Source organism: Achromobacter ruhlandii, from assembly GCF_902859695.1.
In the GTDB taxonomy this organism is placed as follows: domain Bacteria; phylum Pseudomonadota; class Gammaproteobacteria; order Burkholderiales; family Burkholderiaceae_B; genus Achromobacter; species Achromobacter ruhlandii.
Map to the genome: position 1 here is coordinate 31,289 of NZ_CADIJL010000025.1, position 21,580 is coordinate 52,868.

General features: G+C 67.6%; 21 protein-coding genes. 11 read left to right on the forward strand and 10 right to left on the reverse strand.

What is annotated here, in order from left to right:
* Positions 1-62 precede the first annotated feature (62 nt).
* The 5 genes from HV742_RS23780 to HV742_RS23800 all read right to left on the reverse strand — a co-directional run bounded on the left by HV742_RS23780 (position 63) and on the right by HV742_RS23800 (position 5,329).
* Entirely contained in the window at positions 63-413 is a 351-nt protein-coding gene (locus HV742_RS23780; RefSeq protein WP_175146555.1) for a DUF2958 domain-containing protein, read from the reverse strand.
* Between the two features lie 277 nt (positions 414-690).
* Positions 691-1,200, reverse strand: a complete 510-nt coding sequence (gene radC / locus HV742_RS23785; protein WP_175146556.1) for a RadC family protein — start codon at positions 1,198-1,200, stop codon at positions 691-693.
* Positions 1,201-1,534: 334 nt separating this feature from the next.
* Entirely contained in the window at positions 1,535-2,599 is a 1,065-nt protein-coding gene (locus HV742_RS23790) for a PDDEXK nuclease domain-containing protein (protein WP_175146557.1), read from the reverse strand.
* Positions 2,596-3,798 carry a tyrosine-type recombinase/integrase gene (locus HV742_RS23795; RefSeq protein WP_175146558.1) on the reverse strand — a complete coding sequence of 401 codons (1,203 nt, stop codon included), beginning with the start codon at positions 3,796-3,798 and terminating at the stop codon, positions 2,596-2,598. Before HV742_RS23795 ends, HV742_RS23790 begins: the two co-directional genes overlap by 4 nt.
* A gap of 238 nt (positions 3,799-4,036) precedes the next feature.
* Positions 4,037-5,329 carry an NCS2 family permease gene (locus HV742_RS23800; RefSeq protein ID WP_049073458.1) on the reverse strand — a complete coding sequence of 431 codons (1,293 nt, stop codon included), beginning with the start codon at positions 5,327-5,329 and terminating at the stop codon, positions 4,037-4,039.
* Positions 5,330-5,436: 107 nt separating this feature from the next.
* On the opposite strand from HV742_RS23800, the gene tsaD reads away from it, so the two are divergent.
* A complete protein-coding gene (tsaD, locus tag HV742_RS23805) occupies positions 5,437-6,468 on the forward strand; it encodes a tRNA (adenosine(37)-N6)-threonylcarbamoyltransferase complex transferase subunit TsaD (RefSeq protein WP_054417515.1) in 1,032 nt (343 codons plus the stop codon).
* A 72-nt stretch (positions 6,469-6,540) separates the two neighbouring features.
* Here tsaD and plsY read toward each other — a convergent pair whose 3' ends face one another.
* On the reverse strand, positions 6,541-7,182 hold the full coding sequence (gene plsY / locus HV742_RS23810) for a glycerol-3-phosphate 1-O-acyltransferase PlsY (protein WP_049073460.1): 642 nt from the start codon (positions 7,180-7,182) through the stop codon (positions 6,541-6,543).
* A 179-nt stretch (positions 7,183-7,361) separates the two neighbouring features.
* On the opposite strand from plsY, the gene surE reads away from it, so the two are divergent.
* From surE to rlmD, 7 genes are all read left to right on the forward strand, one after another.
* Positions 7,362-8,120, forward strand: a complete 759-nt coding sequence (gene surE, locus HV742_RS23815) for a 5'/3'-nucleotidase SurE (protein ID WP_049073461.1) — start codon at positions 7,362-7,364, stop codon at positions 8,118-8,120.
* Positions 8,105-8,929 (forward strand): protein-L-isoaspartate(D-aspartate) O-methyltransferase, encoded by an 825-nt coding sequence (locus HV742_RS23820; protein ID WP_049073462.1) that lies wholly within the window; start codon positions 8,105-8,107, stop codon positions 8,927-8,929. Before surE ends, HV742_RS23820 begins: the two co-directional genes overlap by 16 nt.
* 17 nt (positions 8,930-8,946) lie before the next feature.
* Positions 8,947-9,807 (forward strand): peptidoglycan DD-metalloendopeptidase family protein, encoded by an 861-nt coding sequence (locus HV742_RS23825; protein WP_049073463.1) that lies wholly within the window; start codon positions 8,947-8,949, stop codon positions 9,805-9,807.
* Positions 9,804-10,583 carry a 3'-5' exonuclease gene (locus HV742_RS23830; protein ID WP_175146559.1) on the forward strand — a complete coding sequence of 260 codons (780 nt, stop codon included), beginning with the start codon at positions 9,804-9,806 and terminating at the stop codon, positions 10,581-10,583. Before HV742_RS23825 ends, HV742_RS23830 begins: the two co-directional genes overlap by 4 nt.
* A gap of 169 nt (positions 10,584-10,752) precedes the next feature.
* Complete coding sequence (locus HV742_RS23835) at positions 10,753-11,361, forward strand: hypothetical protein (protein WP_049073465.1); 609 nt, start codon at positions 10,753-10,755, stop codon at positions 11,359-11,361.
* 364 nt (positions 11,362-11,725) lie between these two features.
* A complete protein-coding gene (locus HV742_RS23840) occupies positions 11,726-12,478 on the forward strand; it encodes a TorF family putative porin (protein ID WP_049073466.1) in 753 nt (250 codons plus the stop codon).
* Positions 12,479-12,642: 164 nt separating this feature from the next.
* Entirely contained in the window at positions 12,643-14,148 is a 1,506-nt protein-coding gene (gene rlmD / locus HV742_RS23845; RefSeq protein WP_063583809.1) for a 23S rRNA (uracil(1939)-C(5))-methyltransferase RlmD, read from the forward strand.
* 62 nt (positions 14,149-14,210) lie between these two features.
* On the opposite strand, the gene cueR is transcribed toward rlmD, so the two are convergent.
* Both cueR and HV742_RS23855 read right to left on the reverse strand, forming a co-directional pair.
* Positions 14,211-14,603, reverse strand: coding sequence for a Cu(I)-responsive transcriptional regulator (cueR, locus tag HV742_RS23850; protein WP_020927477.1), 393 nt, complete (start codon positions 14,601-14,603; stop codon positions 14,211-14,213).
* A 26-nt stretch (positions 14,604-14,629) separates the two neighbouring features.
* A complete protein-coding gene (locus HV742_RS23855; protein ID WP_175146560.1) occupies positions 14,630-16,906 on the reverse strand; it encodes a heavy metal translocating P-type ATPase in 2,277 nt (758 codons plus the stop codon).
* A 164-nt stretch (positions 16,907-17,070) separates the two neighbouring features.
* Between HV742_RS23855 and HV742_RS23860 the strand changes: the two genes are divergently transcribed.
* The 3 genes from HV742_RS23860 (at position 17,071) to HV742_RS23870 (ending at position 19,808) form a co-directional block, all read left to right on the forward strand.
* A complete protein-coding gene (locus HV742_RS23860; RefSeq protein ID WP_049073469.1) occupies positions 17,071-17,271 on the forward strand; it encodes a heavy-metal-associated domain-containing protein in 201 nt (66 codons plus the stop codon).
* A 168-nt stretch (positions 17,272-17,439) separates the two neighbouring features.
* On the forward strand, positions 17,440-18,168 hold the full coding sequence (locus tag HV742_RS23865; protein WP_049073470.1) for a glutathione peroxidase: 729 nt from the start codon (positions 17,440-17,442) through the stop codon (positions 18,166-18,168).
* Positions 18,169-18,371: 203 nt separating this feature from the next.
* Positions 18,372-19,808, forward strand: a complete 1,437-nt coding sequence (locus HV742_RS23870) for a dihydrolipoyl dehydrogenase (RefSeq protein WP_059270749.1) — start codon at positions 18,372-18,374, stop codon at positions 19,806-19,808.
* A 64-nt stretch (positions 19,809-19,872) separates the two neighbouring features.
* Here HV742_RS23870 and HV742_RS23875 read toward each other — a convergent pair whose 3' ends face one another.
* On the reverse strand, positions 19,873-20,763 hold the full coding sequence (locus HV742_RS23875) for a 23S rRNA (adenine(2030)-N(6))-methyltransferase RlmJ (RefSeq protein WP_059270747.1): 891 nt from the start codon (positions 20,761-20,763) through the stop codon (positions 19,873-19,875).
* A 12-nt stretch (positions 20,764-20,775) separates the two neighbouring features.
* Complete coding sequence (gene ugpQ / locus HV742_RS23880) at positions 20,776-21,525, reverse strand: glycerophosphodiester phosphodiesterase (protein WP_059270745.1); 750 nt, start codon at positions 21,523-21,525, stop codon at positions 20,776-20,778.
* Positions 21,526-21,580: the final 55 nt, after the last annotated feature.

Below are 21,580 nucleotides of genomic sequence, written 5' to 3' on the forward strand. Positions count from 1 at the left end.
TGGATCTCCTGTGATGGTCGAGAAAGCACATGGAGCGCCTTGCGGCGCTCCAAGGGGCCGGGTCAGACAACGACACGCCCGGCCAGCCGCGCTTCGCGTGCATAGGCGCTCAACCTCTTCTCGGCGCGGAAAGACAGGTCGCGTTCGATCGGCAGGCCCAGCCCGCCGCGCACGGTCGCCAATTCGTTCAAGCTGACCCAGCCGATTTCCGGCATTCCCAGGCCCAGGTCGCAAAGACCAAAGGCGTGGTCGTGGTCATCGGGATCAATCTCGGTCAGCAGCCAGGTCGCGCCGGCATCCGGCGTGAACAGCTTGACCACGGGGGCCGGATCGAAATGCTGGTTCTCCAGCGATGCGCGGCCGTTGGCCAGCAGCACGATGCGCTGCTCGTCGGTGATGAGTGCGTGGTTCATGGTGAACTCCTGAAAGGATGCCGGGCGGAATTGCCCGACCCTTCCGGGGCACGGCGCAGCGCAAGCAGTCAGGGGTCGCAGACGGCCGCCAGGACGCAAGCGCTATCGGCGCGCAGCCCTTGACAGCGAGAACGCCGTGGCACGATGAAGGGAACAGCAAGACCGCCTCATACCTCCATGCAGGCCATGAATTTCCGAAACGCTGTCTCGGATTTTCGAGGCAGCGTTTTCGCTCGGCCCGCGCCGGGCGCAGCAAAAAGGGGCCGAAGCCCCTTCGTCAGATCAGGCCGCGTTCGGCAAACGAGGTGGTGTCGGTGCCCGCGACGATGACGTGATCCAGCACGCGCACGTCCACCAGCCCCAGCGCCTCCTTGAGCCGCTGGGTCAGTGCTCGGTCGGCCCCGCTCGGCTCGGGATTGCCGCTCGGGTGGTTGTGCGACACGATGACCACCGCCGCATTGAGCCGCAGCGCCTCCTTGACCAGCTCGCGCGGATACACCGATGCGCCGTCGATGGTGCCTCGGAACATCTCGGCGTATTCGATCAGCCGATGCTGCGTGTCCATGAACAGCACCGCGAACACCTCATGCTCGAAGCCGGCCAGCTTGGCACGCAGATACTCCTTGACCGCCGCCGGCGACGTGAACGACGTACCGCGTTGCATCTTGCGCTCGATGGCCTGGCGCGCGGCCTCCAGAATCTGCTCGGCAGTCGCCAGCAGGTAGCGGCCCTGTGCGTCACGCACCATCAGCGAGGAATCGAACGAGGAAAAGGACAGTTGCGACATGATCGTGCTCCGGTTGCTCGGGCGGAATTGCCCGGAACCGTGGAGAGCACGGCGCAGCGCAAGCAGTCAGGGGTCGAGGACGGCTGCCAGGCCGCAAGCGTGCAAGCACGCGCAGCCCTTGACGGCGAAAACGCCGTGATACGGTGAAGGGAACAGCAAGACCGCCCACACCCGCCCAATGCACACACTCGCCTTTGTGCAAGCGGAGCGCGCAGGCCCGCCAGGGCCGAAGGCGTCAGGGGTCAAAGCCGGATGGCCGCGATTCGGCACGAAGCGCGGGGCGCAGCCCGCGAACCCGACGGCGGCACGCCGGGACGCACGAATGCTGCTTGGCCTACTCGGTGTCCTGCTTGCGCTGCTCGATCTGCAACCGCGCCCGCTCGGTCGCCTGCTGCAACTTCTCGCCCAGCACCGCACGGGGCGGCAAGCTGGTCAGGTACTCGGCAACGTGGATGCCCGATTTATCCAGCTCCAGCAATTCGATCTGTTCGCGCTTCTTGCCGGTGCAAAGAATGATTCCCAACGGTGGGGCTTCCTCCGGCTCCCTCTCGTGCTTGTCCAGCCAGCGCAAGTAAAGCTCCATCTGCCCTTTGTACGCCGCCTTGAACTCGCCGATCTTCAATTCGACGGCCACTAGCCGCCGCAGCTTGCGGTTGTAAAACAGCAGGTCAAGGTGAAAATCCTCGTCGTCAATCTGGATGCGCTTCTGCCTGGCGACGAAGCAGAAGCCCGCGCCCAGCTCCAGCAGAAAGGCTTCCATTTCGCGGATGATGGCCGCCTCAAGGTCGCTTTCCTGCCAGCTATCCCGCAGGCCCAGGAAGTCGAGGATGTACGGGTCGCGCATCACCAGCGCCGGGGTCATGCGCTGCGCATCGCGCAGGGTCGCCAGCTCCTGCGCGATGGTTTCTTCCGGCTTTTGGGACAGCGCCGTGCGCTCGTAGAGCATCGAGTCGATGCGCTCGCGCAGCGTCCGCACGCTCCAGCGTTCGGCCCTGGCCATCTGCACGTAGTAGTCTCGCTGGAGCGGGTCTTTCAGCGGCAGCAGCGCCAGGAAATGCGACCAGCTCAATTGTCGTGACAGCGTCACGACAATTGGCTCGTCCGGGTAGGTCGCCGCGAACTGCACCATCCGGCGCAGGTTCTTGTCGGCGAAGCTGCGCCCGTAGTCGCGGACAAGCTGCTCGGCCAGGGTCGGCAGAATTTCCTCGCCGTACCCGGCCCGCTGCCCGGCCAGCACCTCCGTATGGATGCGCTGGCCGATGTGCCAAAACAGCAAGGTCAGTTCCGCATTGACCGCCGAGGCGGCGCGCTGGCGCGACGCCTCGATCAGTGCCCGAATGTCGCCCAGCAGCGCCTTTGGCGCTGCGGGTGACGCAATGGATGCCTTGCGCCTGGTCATGCCGCTGCCTCCGCAGGGAGCCGCTTGGCGCCGGTGATCGTCTTGCGCCGGTTCGCCACCAGTTCGGCCGCCTTGCGCACCGGGTCATCCTCGGTGTGGACGTAGCGCATGAACATGGCCACGGTCTTGTGCGCGGTCAGCGCCATGCCGACCTTGACCGGGATGCCCGAGTTGGCAATGTCGGTCGCCGAGCGGTGGCGAATGCCGTGCGTGCCTACATGCGCCGCGCCTGCTGCCTTGAGCGCACGGCTCCAGCCGTTGTAATACTCGCCCGTGGTCAGGTGCTGGCCGGGATGGTTCGGGGATGGCAGCACATACGGGCAATCGTCCCGGCGCGGTGCTGTCGAAAGCAGCCGGTAGGCTTCCTCGCTCATGGGCTTGGACATGCCGCCGGTCTTGCTGTCGGGCCAGACGACGCGCCGGTTCTCGAAGTCCACCCAATCCCATTGGAGCGTGACGATTTCGCCGCGACGGCCGGCGAACTCGAATTGCAGCCGGATCGCCAGCGGGATGACGTAGCTCTCCAGTCCCTCGGCCTCCAGATGCTCAAGATGACGGAACAGCTTGCCCATGTCCTCGTCGCTGATGAGGTGGGTGGCCTTGCCGTTGGGGAACATCGGGACATGCCGGCACGGATTGGTGCCGTCGGGCCGGTAGCCCCACACTTCGGCCAGATTGAACATGCGGCGCATGACGCTGAACGTGCGGTTCGCGTCGGCCGGCTTGTGCGTCATCTTCTTCATCATCCCGGCCACGTCCGGGCGCTTCACGTCCTGAACCTTCATCCGACCGATCATCGGGACGATGTTGCGGTCGATGACGCTCTGGTAGCCGTCCTGCGTGCTGGGCTTGTTGCGCAGCTTGGAGTAGTCCTCCATGAACTTCGTGCAAAGCTCCTTGACCGTGGGAGCTTTGCGGGCGGCGGCCTTGTCTGCGGCCGGGTCACCGCCCCGGCGCACTTGGGCGAGCCATTCCTGCGCCAGCGAACGAGCCTGTTCAACGGTCAATTCCCCGTACTGGCCCAAGGCGGGCTTGCGGCGCTCGCCGGCGTTCGTCCGGTACTGAAGCATGAACACCTTGCGGCCCGATGGGGTAATCTTGCACAAGAAGCCCGGCACCAGGGTATCCCTGAGTTCGACGGCCTGCGCCTGGGGTTGTGCCGCGTCGATAGCGGACTTGGTAAGCTTGATCTTAGCCATGATGACTCCTCGGAAAGACCCGATTCCCAAGAGCCTCATAGGGGCCACTAGCCGGGAAGTTGGGTCAGGTTTCGGAAAGCACCGGCATATGTTGAACTCGCCTAAGTCCTTGATAAACCTGCTGTATCGAGCTTTGGCGTAGTCCAGCGAAGTTTGGTGCTGGAGTCATGGTGAAATGAAAAAACCGCCGCCTTCCGGACCGGAAGCGCGGCGGTTTTGCATGCATGCCTTGCCGGCGTTATTCGGGGAAGAACGCGTAGCGGATCACGAACAGGATCGCCACCAGCCAGGTGGCCGGATGCACGTCGCGCACGCGGCCGGTCGCGGTCTTGAGCACCACGTAGCTGATGAAGCCGAAGGCGATGCCGTTGGCGATGGAATAGGTGAACGGCATCACCAGCGCGGTCAGCGCGGCCGGGGTGGCTTCGCAGACGTCGTTCCAGTCGATGTCGATCAGCTCGCGCATCATCAGGCCGGCCACGTAGAGCAGGGCGGGCGCGGTGGCGTAGGCGGGCACGGCGCCGGCCAGCGGCGAGATGAACAGCGCGGCCAGGAACAGCAGGGCCACCACCAGCGCGGTCAGACCGGTGCGGCCGCCGGCCTGCACGCCCGAGGCGCTTTCGACGTAGGCGGTGGTGCTGCTGGTGCCCAGCATCGAGCCGGCGACGATGGCGGTGCTGTCGGCGAACAGCGCGCGGCCCAGGCGGTTGGGACGGCCCTCCGGCATCAGGCCGGCGCGCTTGGCCACGCCCACCAGCGTGCCGGTGGCGTCGAACACTTCGACCAGCACGAACACCAGGATGACGTGCACGAAGCCGGTGTGCAGCGCGCCCAGGATGTCCATCTTGAACAGCGTCGGCGCCAGGCTCGGCGGCGCCGCGAACACGCCCTTGAATTCGTTGTAGCCCAGCGCCATCGACAGCACCGTGACCACCAGGATGCCGATCAGGATGGCGCCGCGCACGCGCAGCGCGTCCAGCGAGGCGATGATGAAAAAGCCCAGGATGGCGAACAGCGGCCCCGGCGTGGTCAGGTCGCCCAGCGTCACCTTGGTGGCCGGATGCGCCACCACGATGCCGGCGCTCGACAGCGCGATAATGGCCAGGAACAGGCCGATACCGGCGGCGATGGCGCTGCGCAGCGAGTGCGGGATGCCCTTGACCAGCCAGACGCGGATACCCGAGATGGTCAGAATCAGGAAGATCACGCCCGAGATGAACACGGCGCCCAGCGCCTGCTCCCAGGTGTAGCCCATGGTCTTGACCACGGTGAAGGCGAAGAAGGCGTTCAGCCCCATGCCCGGCGCCATGCCGATCGGCCAGTTGGCGATCAGCGCCATCACCAGCGAGCCCAGCGCGGCCGCCAGGCAGGTGGCGACGAACACGGCGCTGCGGTCCATGCCGGTGGACGACAGGATGTCCGGGTTCACGAAGATGATGTACGACATCGTCAGGAATGTCGTCAGGCCGGCCACGATCTCGGTTCTCGCGGTCGTGCCGTGTTCACGCAGGTTGAATAGCTTCTCCAGCATTCTTGTCCCCAGGGTGCTTGCAGGCTTGGTTGGTGAGAAGGGGCTTGGGCGCCCCCGGTCATTTTGTAAACGGGCGTATTTTCGCATCAGTTGTAAACTCTGCCGCCATGATTATTCTCGGCTTTGAAAGCTCCTGCGACGAAACGGGCGTCGCAGCCGTCTGTACGGAACGCGGCCTGCTCGCGCACGCGCTGCACACCCAGATCGCCATGCACCAGGAATACGGGGGCGTGGTGCCCGAACTCGCCTCGCGCGACCATATCCGGCGCGTGGTGCCGCTGACCCGCCAGGTGCTGCAAGAGGCGGGCCTGGAAATGTCGGACATTGGCGCGGTGGCGTATACGGCCGGGCCCGGGCTGGCGGGCGCGCTGCTGGTGGGCGCCAGCGTGGCGCAATCGTTCGCCTGGTCGCGCCGCCTGCCCGCCATCGCCATTCATCACCTGGAAGGCCACCTGCTGTCGCCGATGCTGGCCGACCCGCGGCCTGATTTCCCGTTCGTGGCCCTGCTGGTGTCCGGCGGCCATACGCAATTGATGCGGGTGGACGGGGTGGGGCGCTACGAATTGCTGGGCGAAACCCTGGACGACGCCGCCGGCGAAGCCTTCGACAAGTCCGCCAAGCTGATGGGGCTGGGCTACCCGGGCGGCCCCGCGCTGGCGCGGCTGGCGGAGCAGGGCGATGCCGCGCGTTTCGACCTGCCGCGTCCCATGCTGCACAGCGGCGACCTGGATTTCAGCTTCAGCGGCCTGAAGACCGCCGTGCTGACCCGGGTCAAGGCCGCCGAGCAGGACGGCGGGCTGGACGAACAGACCCGCGCCGACCTGGCCGCGGCGACCCAGGCCGCGATCGTCGAGGTGCTGGCCGCCAAGTCGATCCGCGCCTTGAAACAGACCGGCCTGCGCCGCCTGGTAGTGGCGGGCGGGGTGGGGGCCAACCAGCTGCTGCGCGCCAGGCTGGCCGCCGCGCTCAAGCCCTTGAAGGCGCAGGCGTATTTCCCGCCGCTGTCGTTGTGCACGGACAACGGCGCCATGATCGCCTTCGCGGCGGCCGAGCGGGTCAAGGCGGGGCTGGTGACGCTGGACCCGGACGCCCACGGCTTCACGGTGCGGCCGCGCTGGGACCTGGCCGATATCGCCTGAGACGGACAATGAAAAAGGGGGCCTCGGCCCCCTTTTGTTATTCCGGGCGCGCCGCCCGCGCCGGCGCGCGGATCACTTCTTCTTGCCGCCGCCGATGCGGCTTTCGGTGCCTTGCACCAGGCGCGTGATGTTGGCGCGGTGGCGGTAGAACAGCAGCACGCCAATGATGGCCAGGGCGATGCCCATGGCCGGCTGGGCGTACCACGCCAGGCCGGAGCCGAATACGTAGTAGACCGGCGCGAAGAACGCAGCCACCAGCGAGGCCAGCGAGGAATAGCGGAAGAACACCGCGATGATCAGCCAGGTAGCCGCGGTGGCGACCGCCAGCCACGGCTGGATGGCGACCAGCACGCCCAGCGCGGTGGCCACGCCCTTGCCGCCCTTGAACCCCAGGAAAATCGGGTACAGATGACCCAGGAAGGCCGCCACGGCCACCGCGGCCAGCGGGCCAGGGGCGATGCCGGGCGCCAGGCGCTGCGCCAGCCAGACCGCGAACCAGCCCTTGGCGGCGTCGCCCAGCAGGGTCAGCGCGGCGGCGGTCTTGTTGCCAGTGCGCAGCACATTGGTGGCGCCGGGGTTCTTGGAGCCGTAGCTGCGGGGGTCCTGCAGCCCCATGAGCTTGCTGACCACCACGGCGAAAGGCACGGAGCCGATCAGGTAGGCCAGCAGGATGAGCGCCGCGGAGAACGCCAGGGAGGGTTCGGTGATCGCCATGGGTAAGGATATCCGTTGTTATGAGTGCAATTGTCTCGGTGGCTGCGGATTCTACCCCGGTCGCCCGGGCCGGGGGGCGGCCCCTGGCGCAGCGGCGGGACGGCCGGACATGCCGGCGCCTTCCGCGGACGGTACAATCCAGCCGGTCCACCCGTGTTTTATTTTCTTTCGGATGCACAATGCGAATTCTGGTTTCGAACGATGATGGTTACTCGGCCCCCGGGCTCGAAGCGCTGGTCAAGGCGCTGCAAGGCCTGGGCGACCTGACCGTCGTCGCGCCCGAGACCAACCACAGCGGCGCCTCCAATTCCCTGACGCTGAACCGTCCGCTGTCGGTGCGCACCGCCTCCAACGGCTTCATCGCTGTCAACGGCACGCCGTCCGACTGCGTCCACGTCGCCCTGACCGGGCTGATGGACACGCGCCCGGACCTGGTGGTGTCGGGCATCAACAACGGCGCCAACATGGGCGACGACACGCTCTATTCAGGCACCGTGGCGGCCGCCAGCGAAGGCTACCTGTTCGGCATCCCGGCCATCGCCTTCTCGCTGGCCGAGAAGGGCTGGGAACACATCGAGTCCGCCGCCCGCGCCGCGCGCCTGGTGGTCGAGCGCCACCTGGCGCAGCCGCTGGCCGCGCCGGTGCTGCTGAACGTCAACATCCCCAGCCGCCGCTTCGACGACATGCACGGCTTCCAGGTCACGCGCCTGGGCAAGCGCCATCCGTCGCAGCCGGTGGTGCGCACCACCACCCCCTATGGCGATCCGGTCTACTGGATCGGCCCGGTGGGGCAGGCGGCCGACGCCGCGCCCGGCACCGACTTCCACGCGGTGGCGCAAGGCATGGTGTCGGTCACGCCGCTGCGGCTGGACCTGACCCAGCACAGCCAGCTCGACGAAATCCGGACCTGGGCGGAGCCGCTATGCGCCGACGCATAAGCCAGCCGGACGTCTCCCAGGCGGTGCCCGGGCGGCCCAGCCCGGTGCGGTACGACTCCGGCCGGCTCAGCCCCGGCGTCACCCCGGCCAACAGCAACACCCGCGTCTCGGCCGCCACGCTGCAAAGCCAGGCCAAGGCGCCCACGCCGTCGGCGGGCGGCAACCTCGGGCTCAACTCCGATCGGCTGCGCCAGGCGATGGTGCAGCGCCTGCGTGTCCAGGGCGTGACCGACGAGCGCGTGCTCAACGCCATGGCCGCGGTGCCGCGCCATCTGTTCGTCGACGAGGCGCTGGCCAGCCGTGCCTACGAAGATGCGGCCCTGCCCATCGGCCATTCGCAGACCATTTCGCAGCCGTGGGTGGTGGCGCGCATGATCGCCACCATCTGCGAAGACCGCACGCCCACCCGCGTGCTCGAAGTGGGGGCCGGCTGCGGCTACCAGGCCGCCGTGCTGGCCCAGTTCGTGCGCGAGGTGCATTCCATCGAACGCATCCGCGGCCTGTACGAGCTGGCGCGCGAACATCTGCGCGCCTTGCGGCTCACCACCCGCATCCGCTTGATCTATGGCGATGGCATGCTGGGCCTGCCCGGCGTGGCGCCGTTCGATGCTATCGTTGTGGCTGCCGCCGGCCTGACCATCCCGCAGGCGCTGCTGCAGCAGCTTGCGCCGGGCGGCCGCCTGATCGCTCCCGAAGGGGGCGCCAACCAGCGCCTGGTGCTCATCGAACGCACCGGCGCGGCCAGCTGGAAACGAACTGAATTAGAGGCCGTGCGCTTTGTGCCGCTGCGTGCCGGAATACAATCTTGAGCAAACAGGAGAAACGTATGCTCAACGGGCAGTTGCAACTGACCGATATGAACCTCGGCGTGTCCATGACGCGCCTGCGCCGCCCGATTTTTGTGGCCGGCGTCCTCAGCCTGGCCATCCTGGCCGGCTGCGCATCCAAGGGCACGCGCGCGCCGGTCGTCGACCTGGCCGGCGGCCAGCCGTCCGCCGCCGCCCAGCCGGGCGGCAGTTATGTCGTCAAGCCGGGCGACACGCTCTACAAGATCGCGCGCGCCAACAACGTCGATGTCGAGAACATCAAGCGCTGGAACAACCTCAGCGATCCCAACCAGATTTCGGTGGGGCAGGTGCTGAAGATGTCCGGTTCGTCGGGCGGCGTCGCGCAACCGGCGCCCATCGCCAGCAACAAGGCGCAGCCGCGCCCGCTGGACCAGCCGGCCGATACCTCGGGCACCGCCACGGCTTCGCTGCCGCCGCCGGCCCCCGCGCCCACGCCGGCTGAAACCAAGCCCGCCACGCGCGCGGCCGATGCCGGCGTGATCAACTGGGCCTGGCCGGCCGGTGGCCAGATCATGCAGGGCTTCAACAACAACAGCAAGGGCATCGATATCGCCGGCGCGCTGGGCGACCCGGTCACCGCCGCCGCGGATGGCAAGGTCATGTACAGCGGCAACGGCGTGCGCGGCCTGGGCAACCTGATCATCGTCAATCACCAGAACGGCTTCATCACGGCGTATGCGCACAACCGCACGCTGCTGGTCAAGACCGGCCAGGACGTCAAGCGCGGCGCCAAGATCGCCGAGATCGGCCAGAGCGACACCACCTCGCCGCGCCTGCACTTCGAGATCCGCCGCCAGGGCACTCCCGTGGATCCGATGCAGTACCTGCCCGCCAAATGACGCCCACGCTGGTATTCGACCTCGAGACCATTCCCGACGCGGAAGGCCTGCGCAAGCTCAACGGCTGGAGCGCCGACGTCCCCGATGCCGAAGTGGTCGAGCGCGCGCTCACCGCGCGCCGCGAGGCCGTGGGCCACGATTTCCTGCCGCTGCACCTGCACAAGGTGGCGGTGGTGGGCTGCGTGTTCCGCGACGACCAGGGCTTTCGCGTCAAGACGCTGGGCCAGCCCGACGATCCCGAAGCCGCGCTGCTGGCCGGCTTCTTCAAGACCATCGAGCGCTACACGCCCAAGCTGGTCAGCTGGAACGGTTCGGGCTTTGACCTGCCGGTGCTGCACTACCGCAGCCTGATCCAGGGCGTGCCCGCGCCGCGCTACTGGGACATGGGCGAGGAAGACCGCGATTTCAAGTTCAACAACTACATTTCGCGTTATCACTCGCGCCACACCGACCTGATGGACCTGCTGGCCAAGTACAACGGCCGCGCCAACGCGCCGCTGGACGAACTGGCCAAGCTGTGCGGCTTTCCCGGCAAGCTCGGCATGGACGGCAGCAAGGTGTGGGAGGCCTGGAGCCAGGGCCGCGCCGACGAGGTCCGCGCTTATTGCGAAACGGACGTGGTCAACACCTGGCTGGTGTATTGCCGCTTCCGCTTCCTGCGCGGCGAAATCGACCGCACGGCCTACGAGGCCGAGATCGCGCTGGTGCGCGACACGCTGACGGCCAGCGACGCGCCGCACTGGAAGGAATACCTGGCGGCCTGGGACGCCAACTGAGCGGCGCGCGCGGATGGCGCGGCATGCTCGACAGACGGGGCCCGCCGGGCCCCGTTTTCACGCCTGGCGCAGGCGCAATCGACTGAAACATAGCTTGCGGGGACGAAACCTGGATGAAACCGGGCGGATCGCACAATGGCCTCGCTTTCTTCACTTTCAGGAGACCTACATGTCCCGATTCGCACTCCGCTCCAACCTGGCTGCCCTGGCCATGGTCGCCGCCACCGGCGGCTTGCTGGCCGGTCCCGTCATGGCGGCGGCGCCCGCCGACGGTGGTCCCGCCGCAATGCACGAAGGCCACCGTGGTGGCGGTTTCCACAAGGGCATGCGCGACGGCCTGTGGATCCCGGGCCTGGGCCCCGTGTCCAAGGCGCAGCTCGACCAGCTCAAGCTGGATGACAAGCAGCAGGCCCTGGTCAAGACCGCGCAGGACGGCCAGCGCAGCCTGCACGAAGCCATGCGCGCTTCCGGCGGCCAGCGCCACGATCTGCTCAAGGCGCAACTGGATAGCGGCAAGCTCGATCCGCGCGCACTGCTGGAGCAATCCGACAAGTCGCGTGACCAGTTCGGCACGCAGGCCAAGCAGGTCCGCGATCAATGGCTGGCCGTGTGGGACAGCCTGAACGACGCCCAGCGCGCCCAGGTGACCCAGATGCTCAAGGAGCGTCAGGCCAAGATGCAGGAACGCCACGCCCGCATGGAAGGGCGCCACGGCAAGGGTCCGGGCAACGCGCCGGGCGCCGTGCCCCCGCCGCCGCCCGCGCCCGCCGCCAACTGACCGCCCGATCGGACGGCCGCGCCGTCCGCGGCCGGACCACGCCGCCCCGGCAAGGGCAGCGGTGTCAGTCCAACCCCGCCCCGCTTCGCGCGGGCGGGGTTTTTTTGTTGCGCGCCGCATGCCCTGACCGCGCGCAAGCCCCATTTTGAGGCGTCGCCGCCTGCCCGCGTGGCGGCGCGCACCGTACTGGTGCGCCACGGCGCGCCTGTTCAGCGCATCGCCAGTGGGCTGACACGCAAATGAAACCTGGCACGGACATTGCTTGAGGGAAGGTGAGCCGGTTACCTGCCGTTGCAAGACCGGTCCGACGGATGTGCCTAAGGCCCTTCCTCCTCCTCGTTAAATCCGATCAGGACACCGCACCATGAAGAAGACGTTGCTAGCCTTGCCCGTTGCGCTCGCCGCTTGTTTCGTTGCAACGGCACAGGCCGAACCCACCGACCTGGGCGGCGGTTTTTCGCTCAGCGGCAATGCCACGATCGCCAGCGACTACCGTTTCCGCGGCTATTCGCAGACCGACTTCCGGCCGGCCGCCCAGCTGGGCTTCGATCTGAACCACAGCTCCGGCTTCTACCTGGGCAACTGGAACTCCAACGTGTCCAGCTTCGTCTTCACCGACGGCAATCTGGAAATGGACTTCTACGGCGGCTGGAAGGGCGACGTGGGCGGCGGCTTCACGCTCGACGCCGGCGTGCTGCACTACTACTATCCCGGCTCCAGCTCGCCCAAGGGCGGCAACTACAACAACACCGACCTGTACCTGGCCGCGACCTACGCCAACTACACCCTCAAGTATTCGTACACGCCCAGCGACTTCTTCAGCACGCCCGACAGCAAGGGCACCTGGTACCTGGACGGCACCGCCAACTTCGACCTGGGCGACGGCTGGGGACTGGTGGGCCATCTGGGTTACCAGAAGCTCAAGAACCAGGTCAACATGGACGGCGACTCCATCGGCCATTACGTCGACTACAAGCTCGGCGTCACCAAGGACCTGAAGGGCTGGGTGCTGGGCCTGGCCGCCGTCGGCGCCACCAAGGACAACTGGCTGCCGACCAAGTACGGCCATCCGTCGGGCCGCCTGGGCGCGGTGTTCTCGGTGTCGCGTTCGTTCTGATTCCCATCCGTGGCGGCGCCCTCACCGGCGCCGGCTTTGGGGGGCTTGATGGAGACTGCCCGGCGGGCCGTCTCCGGCAAGTCCCCCTTTTTTTCGGACGCGGGCGGGGCGCTGCCGAATCCTCTTACAATGCCGGGTTGCGTGAATTTTCTGGACTGCGTGAGATGTCTGACGTTTTGAGTATCGAATCCCTGGACCTGGAAGCCCGGGGCATCGCCCGCCGCGATGGCAAGGTCGTGTTCGTGGAAGGCGCCTTGCCCGGCGAGCGGGTCACGGCGACCACCGTGCGCCGCAAGCCGTCCTACGAAATCGCGCGGGTCGACCAGGTGATGCGCCCCTCGTCGCAGCGCGTGACGCCGCGCTGCCCGCATTTCGGCGTCTGTGGCGGCTGTGCCATGCAACATCTCGAACCGTCCACGCAGGTGGCGATCAAGCAGCGGTCGCTCGAAGACACCTTCTGGCATGTCGGCAAGCTGCGTCCGGCCCGCATCCTGGCGCCGCTGCATGGCCCGACCTGGGGCTACCGCTACCGCGCCCGCCTGTCGGTGCGCGTGGTGCCCAAGAAGGGCGGGGTGCTGGTGGGCTTTCACGAGCGCAAGAGCAGCTACGTGGCCGACATGCGCGAATGCCATGTGCTGCCGCGCCACGTCAGCGACCTGCTGATGCCGCTGCGCGCCATGATCGCGTCGATGTCCGCGCCCGACCGCCTGCCGCAGGTGGAAGTGTCGCTGGGCGACGGCGTGACCGCGCTGGTGCTGCGCCACCTGCTGCCGCTGACCGACAACGACATCGCCGTGCTGCGCGCCTTCGCCGACAAGCACAACGTGCAATGGTGGCTGCAGCCCAAGGGCCCGGACACGGTGCATCCGCTGGTGCCCGAGCACCGCGATGCGCTGACCTACACCATGCCCGAATTCGGCCTGCGCATGCCGTACCGGCCGACCGACTTCACCCAGGTCAATCACGCCATCAACCGTTCCATGGTGTCGCGCGCGCTCACGCTGCTGGAAGTGCAGCCGACCGACCGCGTCGCCGACCTGTTCTGTGGCCTGGGCAACTTCACGCTGCCGCTGGCCACCCAGGGCCGCGAGGCCGTGGGCGTGGAGGGCAGCAAGGCGCTGACCGACCGCGCCCACGAGGCCGCCGCGCGCCACGGGCTGGGCGAGCGCACCAGTTTCGCTACCCTCAACCTGTTCGAGGTGGACGTCGAATGGCTGCGCGGCCTGGGCTTCTTCGACCGCATGCTGATCGATCCGCCGCGCGAAGGCGCGCAGGCCGTGGCGCAGGCGCTGTCGCAACTGAAGGCCGAGGAGCGCCCGCGCCGTATCGTCTACGTGTCCTGTAATCCCGCCACGCTGGCGCGCGACGCCGCCATCATGGTGCACGAGGGCGGCTACCTGCTCAAGAGCGCCGGGGTCATCAACATGTTCCCGCACACCGGGCACGTGGAGTCGATCGCGGTGTTCGAATCGCTGGATGCCGAGGGCGTGCGCGAAGTGCAGGAGCGCGCCCGCCAGCGCGCCTTGCAGCAGGCGGCCGATGCGGCGGCCGCGGAAGCGGAAAAGGCCGCCGCGGCCGCCGAGAAGGCCGCGTCCAAGCAGGCGGCCACCGAGGCCTACCACGCCCGCGTCGCGGCCGAGGGCGAGACGCCGGCGCAAAGCCAGGCGTGACCCGCCCCGGCGTCGGCCGGGCCGCCTGCAAGAAGGGCAAGCCGGTTGGCTTGCCCTTTTTCTTACTGGGAGCGCCCCAGGTTTTCCAGGATGGGGCAGTCGGGTCGATCATCCCCGTGGCAGTTGTGCGCCAGGTGCTTGAGCGTGGCGGCCATGTCGCGCAGCGCGCAGGCCTTGCGTTCCAGTTCGGCCACATGTTCGAGCGCGATGCGCTTGACGTCGGCGCTGGCGCGGCTACGGTCGCGCCACAGCGCCAGCAGCTCGTTCATCTGTTCGACCGAGAAACCCAGGTCGCGCGCGCGCCGCACGAAGCGTAGCGTGTGCAGGTCGTGCTCGCTGTAGACCCGGTAGCCCGAGTCCTTGCGCAGCGCCGGGCCGATCAGGCCGATGCTCTCGTAGTAACGGATCATCTTGGCCGAAATGCCGGATTCCTGGGCGGCTTGTCCGATATTCATATGCGGTCTCCTGGAAGAACGGCGCGTCAGTGCGCGGCGCGCGGGGGGCGGAAGGTCTTCAGGCGCAGCGCGTTGCCCAGCACGAACACGCTGGACAGCGCCATGGCGCCGGCCGCGAAGATCGGCGACAGCGACAGGCCATAGGCTGGATACAGGGCGCCCGCCGCCAGCGGGATCAGCGCGGCGTTGTAGGCGAAGGCCCAGAACAGGTTCTGGCGGATGTTGGCCAGCGTGGCGCGGCTCAGCGCGATGGCGTTGGGCACGCCGTGCAGATCGTCGGCCATCAGCACCACGGACGCGGCCTCGATGGCGACGTCGGTGCCGGTGCCGATGGCAATGCCGGTGTCGGCCGCGGCCAGCGCCGGCGCGTCGTTGATGCCGTCGCCGACGAAGGCCAGCTTGCGGCCGCCAGCGCGCAGCGCGGCGATGGCCTCGACCTTGCCGTCGGGCAGCACCTCGGCGCGCACTTCGTCGATGCCCAATTGGCGCGCCACGGCCTGCGCCGTGTGGCGGTTGTCGCCGGTGATCATGGCGGTCTTCAGGCCCTGTGCATGCAGCGCGGCAATGGCGTCCACGGCCGACGGCTTGACCGGGTCGGTCACGGCCATCATGGCGGCCGCCTGGCCGTCGATGGCGACGTAGATCGGCGTCTTGCCCTCGTTGCCCCATTGTTCGGCGCGCTGGCCGAAGGCGCTGACGTCGATGCCGCGCTCGGCCATCAGGCGGTCGGCGCCGGCCAGCACGCGCTTGCCGGCCACGCTGGCTTCGACCCCGGCGCCGGTGATGGCGGCGAAGCCTTCCGCCGGCAACAGGTCGATCTGGCGTCCGGCGGCGGCCGCCACGATGGCCAGCGCGATCGGATGCTCGGAGCGCGCCTGCACCGAGGCGACCCATTGCAGCACCTCGCGTTCATCGACGCCGGCGGCAGGCTCCAGTTCGGTCAGGGTCGGCTTGCCCAGCGTCAGGGTGCCGGTCTTGTCGAAGGCCACCACCTGCACGTCGCGCAGCGTCTGCAGCGCGTCACCCTGGCGGAACAGCACGCCCATCTCGGCGGCGCGGCCGGTGCCGACCATGATTGAGGTCGGCGTGGCCAGGCCCATGGCGCAGGGGCAGGCGATGATCAGCACCGCCACCGCGTTGACCAGCGCGTGCGACAGCGCCGGCGTGGGGCCGAGGAAAAACCAGGCCAGGAAGGTCAGCAACGCCATGCCCATGACGGCCGGCACGAACCAGGCGGTGACCTGATCCACCAGCGCCTGGATCGGCAGGCGCGCGCCCTGGGCGGCCTCGACCATGCGGATGATGCGGGCCAGCATGGTGTCGGCGCCGGTGTGGGTGACGCGCAGCGTGAAGCTGCCGGATGTATTGAGCGTGCCGCCGGTGGCCTGCATGCCCGGCTGCTTTTCCACGGGCACCGGTTCACCGGTCAGCATCGATTCATCGACGTACGAGCCGCCCTCGATGATCTCGCCGTCCAGCGGGATCTTTTCGCCGGGGCGCACCATCACGATGTCGCCCTTGCGCACTTGCTCAATTGCGATGTCCTGTGGCTGGCCGTCGCGCATGACGCGGGCAGTGCGGGGCTGCAGGCCGATGAGGCGCTTGATGGCCGCGCCGGTCTTGCCCTTGGCGCGCGCTTCCAGCGTGCGCCCCAGCAGGATCAGCGTGACGATCACCGCGGCCGCTTCATAATAGACGTTGCGGGCCGCCTCCGGCAGCCACTCGGGCGCGAAGGTCGCCACCACCGAGTAGCCCCAGGCCGCGCCGGCGCCCAACGCGACGAGCGAGTTCATCTCGGGCGCGCGCCGCCACAAGGCCGCCAGCCCCTTGCTGAAGAAATGGCGGCCAGGCCAGGCCAGCACCGCCGTGGTCAGCACGAACTGCAACAGCCAGCTGTTCTGCTGGCCGATGGTCGCCATGACCCAGTGGTGCATGGCGGGTATCAGGTGCGAGCCCATTTCCAGCGCGAACACCGGCAGCGTCAGCACCAGGGCGGCGATGAAGGCGCGCTGCAGGCGCCGCGCTTCGGCGTCGCGCGCTTCGGACTGGCGTTCGGCGTGGTCGTCCTGGGCGGCGATCGGACGGGCCTCGTAGCCCATCTTGACCACGGCCTCGACCAGGGCATCGGGCTGGGCCGCGGCCGGGTCATAGGCCACCAGGGCGCGTTCGGTGGCCAGGTTGACCTGGGCCTGGGCCACGCCCGGCACGCGGGTCAGGGCCTTTTCCACGCGCTTCACGCAGGACGCGCAGGTCATGCCTTCGATGGCAAGTTCGAGCTCGACGGAAGGGTTGGCAACGCTCATGGCAGTCTCGGTTGAGGTGGGAAGGCCTCAGTTTCATCCTTCCCATGATGGGAAGGTCAAGGACTATTCTACGCTTGACCTTCCTATAATGGGAAGGTCTAAGCTGGGGGTGAGCTGGCACCGGAAGCGGTGCGGCAATCCCCCTGATCCCCACGGAGAACACCATGAGCATCGAATTCCAAGTCCCCGACATGACCTGCGGCCACTGCGTCAAGACCATCACCGGCGCGGTGACGGCGGCGGCGCCGGGCGCCAGCGTAGCGGTGGACCTGCCCACGCATCGCGTCACCATCAGCGGCACCGACCAGGCCGACAAGGTCGAGGCCGCGATCCGTGACGCCGGCTACGAGCCGCAGCGCGTGTGAGGGCGCGCCGCCGCCAGGCGTATGATAGAAAAAGCCTGGCGGTGGTTATTAGATTATTGATTTAAGCTATCAATCAATTAAGTTAATTAAATTTGAATAATTGATAGCTGCCGTTTATCATTCTTTCCATGGTGGTTAAACAACCCCGCTACCCCAAGGAGAGATTGCATGCTGCAAAACCGTGAAGGCCAACGTGTTCCCAACGTAACGTTCCCCGTCCGCGAGGGCAACACCTGGAAAAAGGTCACGACCGACGACCTGTTCAAGAATAAGACGGTCGTGGTCTTTTCGCTTCCCGGCGCTTTCACGCCGACCTGCTCGTCGACCCACCTGCCGCGCTACAACGAACTGGCTCCGGCCTTCGCCGCCGCCGGCGTCGACAGCATCGTCTGCGTGTCGGTCAACGACACTTTCGTCATGAACGAATGGGCCAAGGACCAGGAATCGTCCAACATCACGCTGCTGCCCGACGGCAACGGTGAATTCACCGAAGGCATGGGCATGCTGGTCGACAAGAGCGACCTGGGCTTCGGCAAGCGCAGCTGGCGCTACTCCATGCTCGTCAAGGACGGCGTGGTGCAGAAGATGTTCATCGAGCCCGAGAAGGAAGGCGACCCGTTTGAAGTGTCGGACGCCGACACCATGCTGGCCCACGTCGCCCCGACGGCCAAGAAGCCCGACCAGGTGGTGGTGTTCTCCAAGCCCGGCTGCCCGTTCTGCGTGGAAGCCAAGGCGCTGCTCGAAGACAAGGGCTATGCCCCGATCGAGATCCCGCTGGAGAACAAGGTGCGCGGCCGCGTGATCGGCGCCGTGTCGGGCAAGGGCACCGCTCCGCAGGTGTTCATCAACGGTTCGCTGATCGGCGGCCTGGACGACCTGAAGGCGCACTTCGCCTGATGCTGGCGGGAAGGGGACAGGTTCCCTTTTCCTTGCCGCGGCCGCTCCCGCAAGGAGCGGTCCGGCGCGCCGGTTTCCCTTTTTCCGCATCTTCGCGCGGCCCCGACGGGCGCCGCGGGACGGGCTTCGTCCGGAGGATGCGCAACAAGGCGGAATCCGCCTTTGACAATGTTTGCTCCACGCTACACCGGGGGATCCCACTCATGAAGACTCTGCACACCGATATCGCCGTCCTGGGCGCCGGCACCGCCGGCCTGGCCGCTTATCGCGCCGCCAAGGCCGCGGGCAAGCGCGCGCTGCTGATTGAAGGCGGTCCTTATGGCACCACCTGCGCCCGCGTCGGCTGCATGCCGTCCAAGCTGCTGATCGCGGCCGCCGAAGCCGCCCATCAGGCGGCGCATACCGCGCCGTTCGGCGTGCACGTCGAGGGCGAGGTCACGGTCAACGGCGAAGAGGTGATGGACCGCGTCAAGCGCGAGCGCGACCGTTTCGTCGGCTTCGTGCTGGAGGGCGTGGAGAACATCCCGGCGGAAGACAAGATCCGCGGCTATGCCCGCTTTGAATCGGACACGGTGCTGCGGGTCGATGACCACACCGAGATCCATGCGTCCCGCGTGGTGATCGCGACCGGCTCGCGGCCGTCGGTGCCGCCGCCGTTCCGGGGGCTGGGCGACCGCCTGGTGCTCAACGACGATGTGTTCGCCTGGGATGACCTGCCGCGCCGGGTGGCGGTGTTCGGCCCCGGCGTGATCGGGCTGGAACTGGGTCAGGCGCTGGCGCGGCTGGGCGTCGAGGTGCGCGTGTTCGGCGTCAGCGGCAGCCTGGGCGGCATCAGCGACCCGCAGGTGCGCCACAGCGCCCGCAAGATCTTCCAGCAGGAGTTCTACCTGGACCCGGATGCGCGCGTGCTGGAAACCCAGCGAGTGGGCGACGAGGTCGAGGTGCGCTACGTGGCGCTGGACAACACCGAACGCACCGAGCGTTTCGACTACGCGCTGGTGGCCACCGGCCGCCGCCCCAACGTGGACGGCCTGGGCCTGGAGAACACCTCCCTGCAACTGAACGCGCAGGGCGTACCACTGTTCGACCGCGACACCATGCAGGCGGGCGATTCGGCGATCTTCATCGCCGGCGACGCCAACGCCGACGCGCCCTTGCTGCACGAGGCGGCCGACGAAGGCCGCATCGCCGGCGAGAACGCGGCGCGCTACCCCGAGGTGCGCCAGGGCCTGCGCCGCGCGCCGCTGGCGGTGGTGTTCTCGGATCCGCAGATCGCGCTGGCCGGGCAGGGCCACGCCCGCCTGACGCCGGGCACCTTCGTGACGGGCGAGGTCGACTTCGGCGACCAGGGCCGTTCGCGGGTGATGCTGAAGAATCGCGGCCTGCTGCACGTGTACGCCGATATCGCCAGCGGCCGCTTCCTGGGCGCGGAGATGGTCGGCCCCAGCGCCGAGCACATCGGTCATCTGCTGGCCTGGGCCGTGCAGCAGGAGCTGACCGTGGCGCGCATGCTGGAAATGCCGTTCTACCATCCGGTCATCGAGGAAGGCCTGCGCACGGCGCTGCGCGACGCGGCAGCCAAGCTGGCGCGGGCGCAGGAGGCGCTGCGCCAGGTGGAGGCGGAAGACGCCGCGGCCTGAACGCGGTTGCCAAGCAAAAAGGGCTGCCCCGAGGGGCAGCCCTTTTTTTCGTTCCAGCCTGGAATCAGTCGTCGGACTGCTTCTTGGGCGCGGGAAACGGATTCTCGCGGAATTGCAGCGTGAAGCCGGCGCGTTCGTCCTGGCCCAGCTCACGCGCCAGGTAGGGCATGGTCTGCTTGAGGGCCTCGTGCAGCGTCCACGGCGGGTTGATCAGGAACATGCCGCTGCCGTGCAGGCCGTAGCCGTCGATGGTGGCCTTCTTGACCGTCAACGTGGCGTGCAGCCAGCTCTTGACCTTGAGGTTCTCGAAGTGGCGCGCCATTTCGCTGGCCTCGCGCCGCTGCACCAGCGGGTACCAGACGGCGATGGTGCCGGTGGCGAAGCGCTTGACGCATTCCTTGACGGTGATCAGCGTGCGGCGGTAGTCGTTCTTGTCCTCGTAGGACGGGTCGATCAGCACCATGCCGCGGCGCGTCGGCGGCGGCAGCAGGGCCTTGACGCCCTCGAAGCCGTCGTCGCCGTAGATGGTGGTCTGGCGCTGCGCGGTGCGGTCCATGTGTTCGAGGTTGCCGACCAGGGTGTCGATTTCAGTCGGGTGCATTTCGAACAGGCGCAGGCGGTCGGACGGGCGCAGCGCGTCCAGCGTCAGCCAGGGCGAGCCGGGGTAGCGCTTGAGGCGGCCGTTGGTGTTGAAGGCGCGGATGCGGGCGACGTAGTCGGCCAGCAGGGGCGGCAGGTCGTCGCGTTCCCACAGGCGGCCGATGCCGTCGGCGAATTCCGAGGTCTTGGCGGCCCAGTCGCTGTCCAGGCTGTAGAGGCCGGCGCCGGCGTGGGTGTCGATGACCCAGTAGGGCGCGTCCTTGCGGTTGAAGTAGTCCAGGGTGTGGACCAGGATGGCGTGCTTGAGCACGTCGGCATGGTTGCCGGCGTGGAAGGCGTGGCGATAGCTGAACACGGGGCGGGGGCCTCAGGCGGCCGGCCGGATGGCGGCCAGTTCGTCGGTGAAGATGCCGTCGATGCCCCAGTCCAGCAGCAGGCGGGCGCGCTCGGGGTCGTTGACGGTCCAGGCGGCAATGCGGTAGCCGGCGGCGTGCACGGCGTCGATCAGTTCGCGCGTGGCGTCCTTCTGGTTGATGTTCAGGGCGACGCAGTCGTATTTGACCAGGCGGTCGAGCCAGTCGGTGGGCACCTTTTCGACCAGCAGGGCGCGCGGCAGTTCGGGCGCGGCGTCCTTGGCGGCCTGCAGGGCTTCCTCGGCGAAGGAGGACAGCAGCGGGGCCACGGCGGCGCCTTTCCAGAGTTCACGGGCGGCCAGGGCGACGGCGGCGCCGGTCTCGGCCTCGCGGCCGGGGCAGGGCTTGATCTCGACGTTGCTGGCGATGCCGTTGGCGACGGTGTAGCGGGCCACGGCGGCGAAGGTGGGCAGGGGTTCGCCGGCGTAGGCGGCGGAGTGCCAGCTGCCGAAGTCCAGTTGCGCCAGTTCGCTGAAGGTCTTGGCGGCGGCGGGACCGTGGCCGTTGGAGGTGCGGTCGACGTCGTCGTCATGCATCAGGACGAGGACGTTGTCGCGGCTGAGCTTGACGTCGTATTCGAACATGGTGAAGCCGTGTTCGGCGCCGACGCGCATGGCGGCGAGGGTGTTCTCCGGGGCCAGGCGGCCGCCGCCGCGGTGGGCGATGTGGCGGGAATAGGGCCAGGTGGGGAGGGATGCGGTCATTTCTTTGATGCTTTTGGGGTTCTTTGGGACAGGGTGGAAGGATACTCTGTTCTGG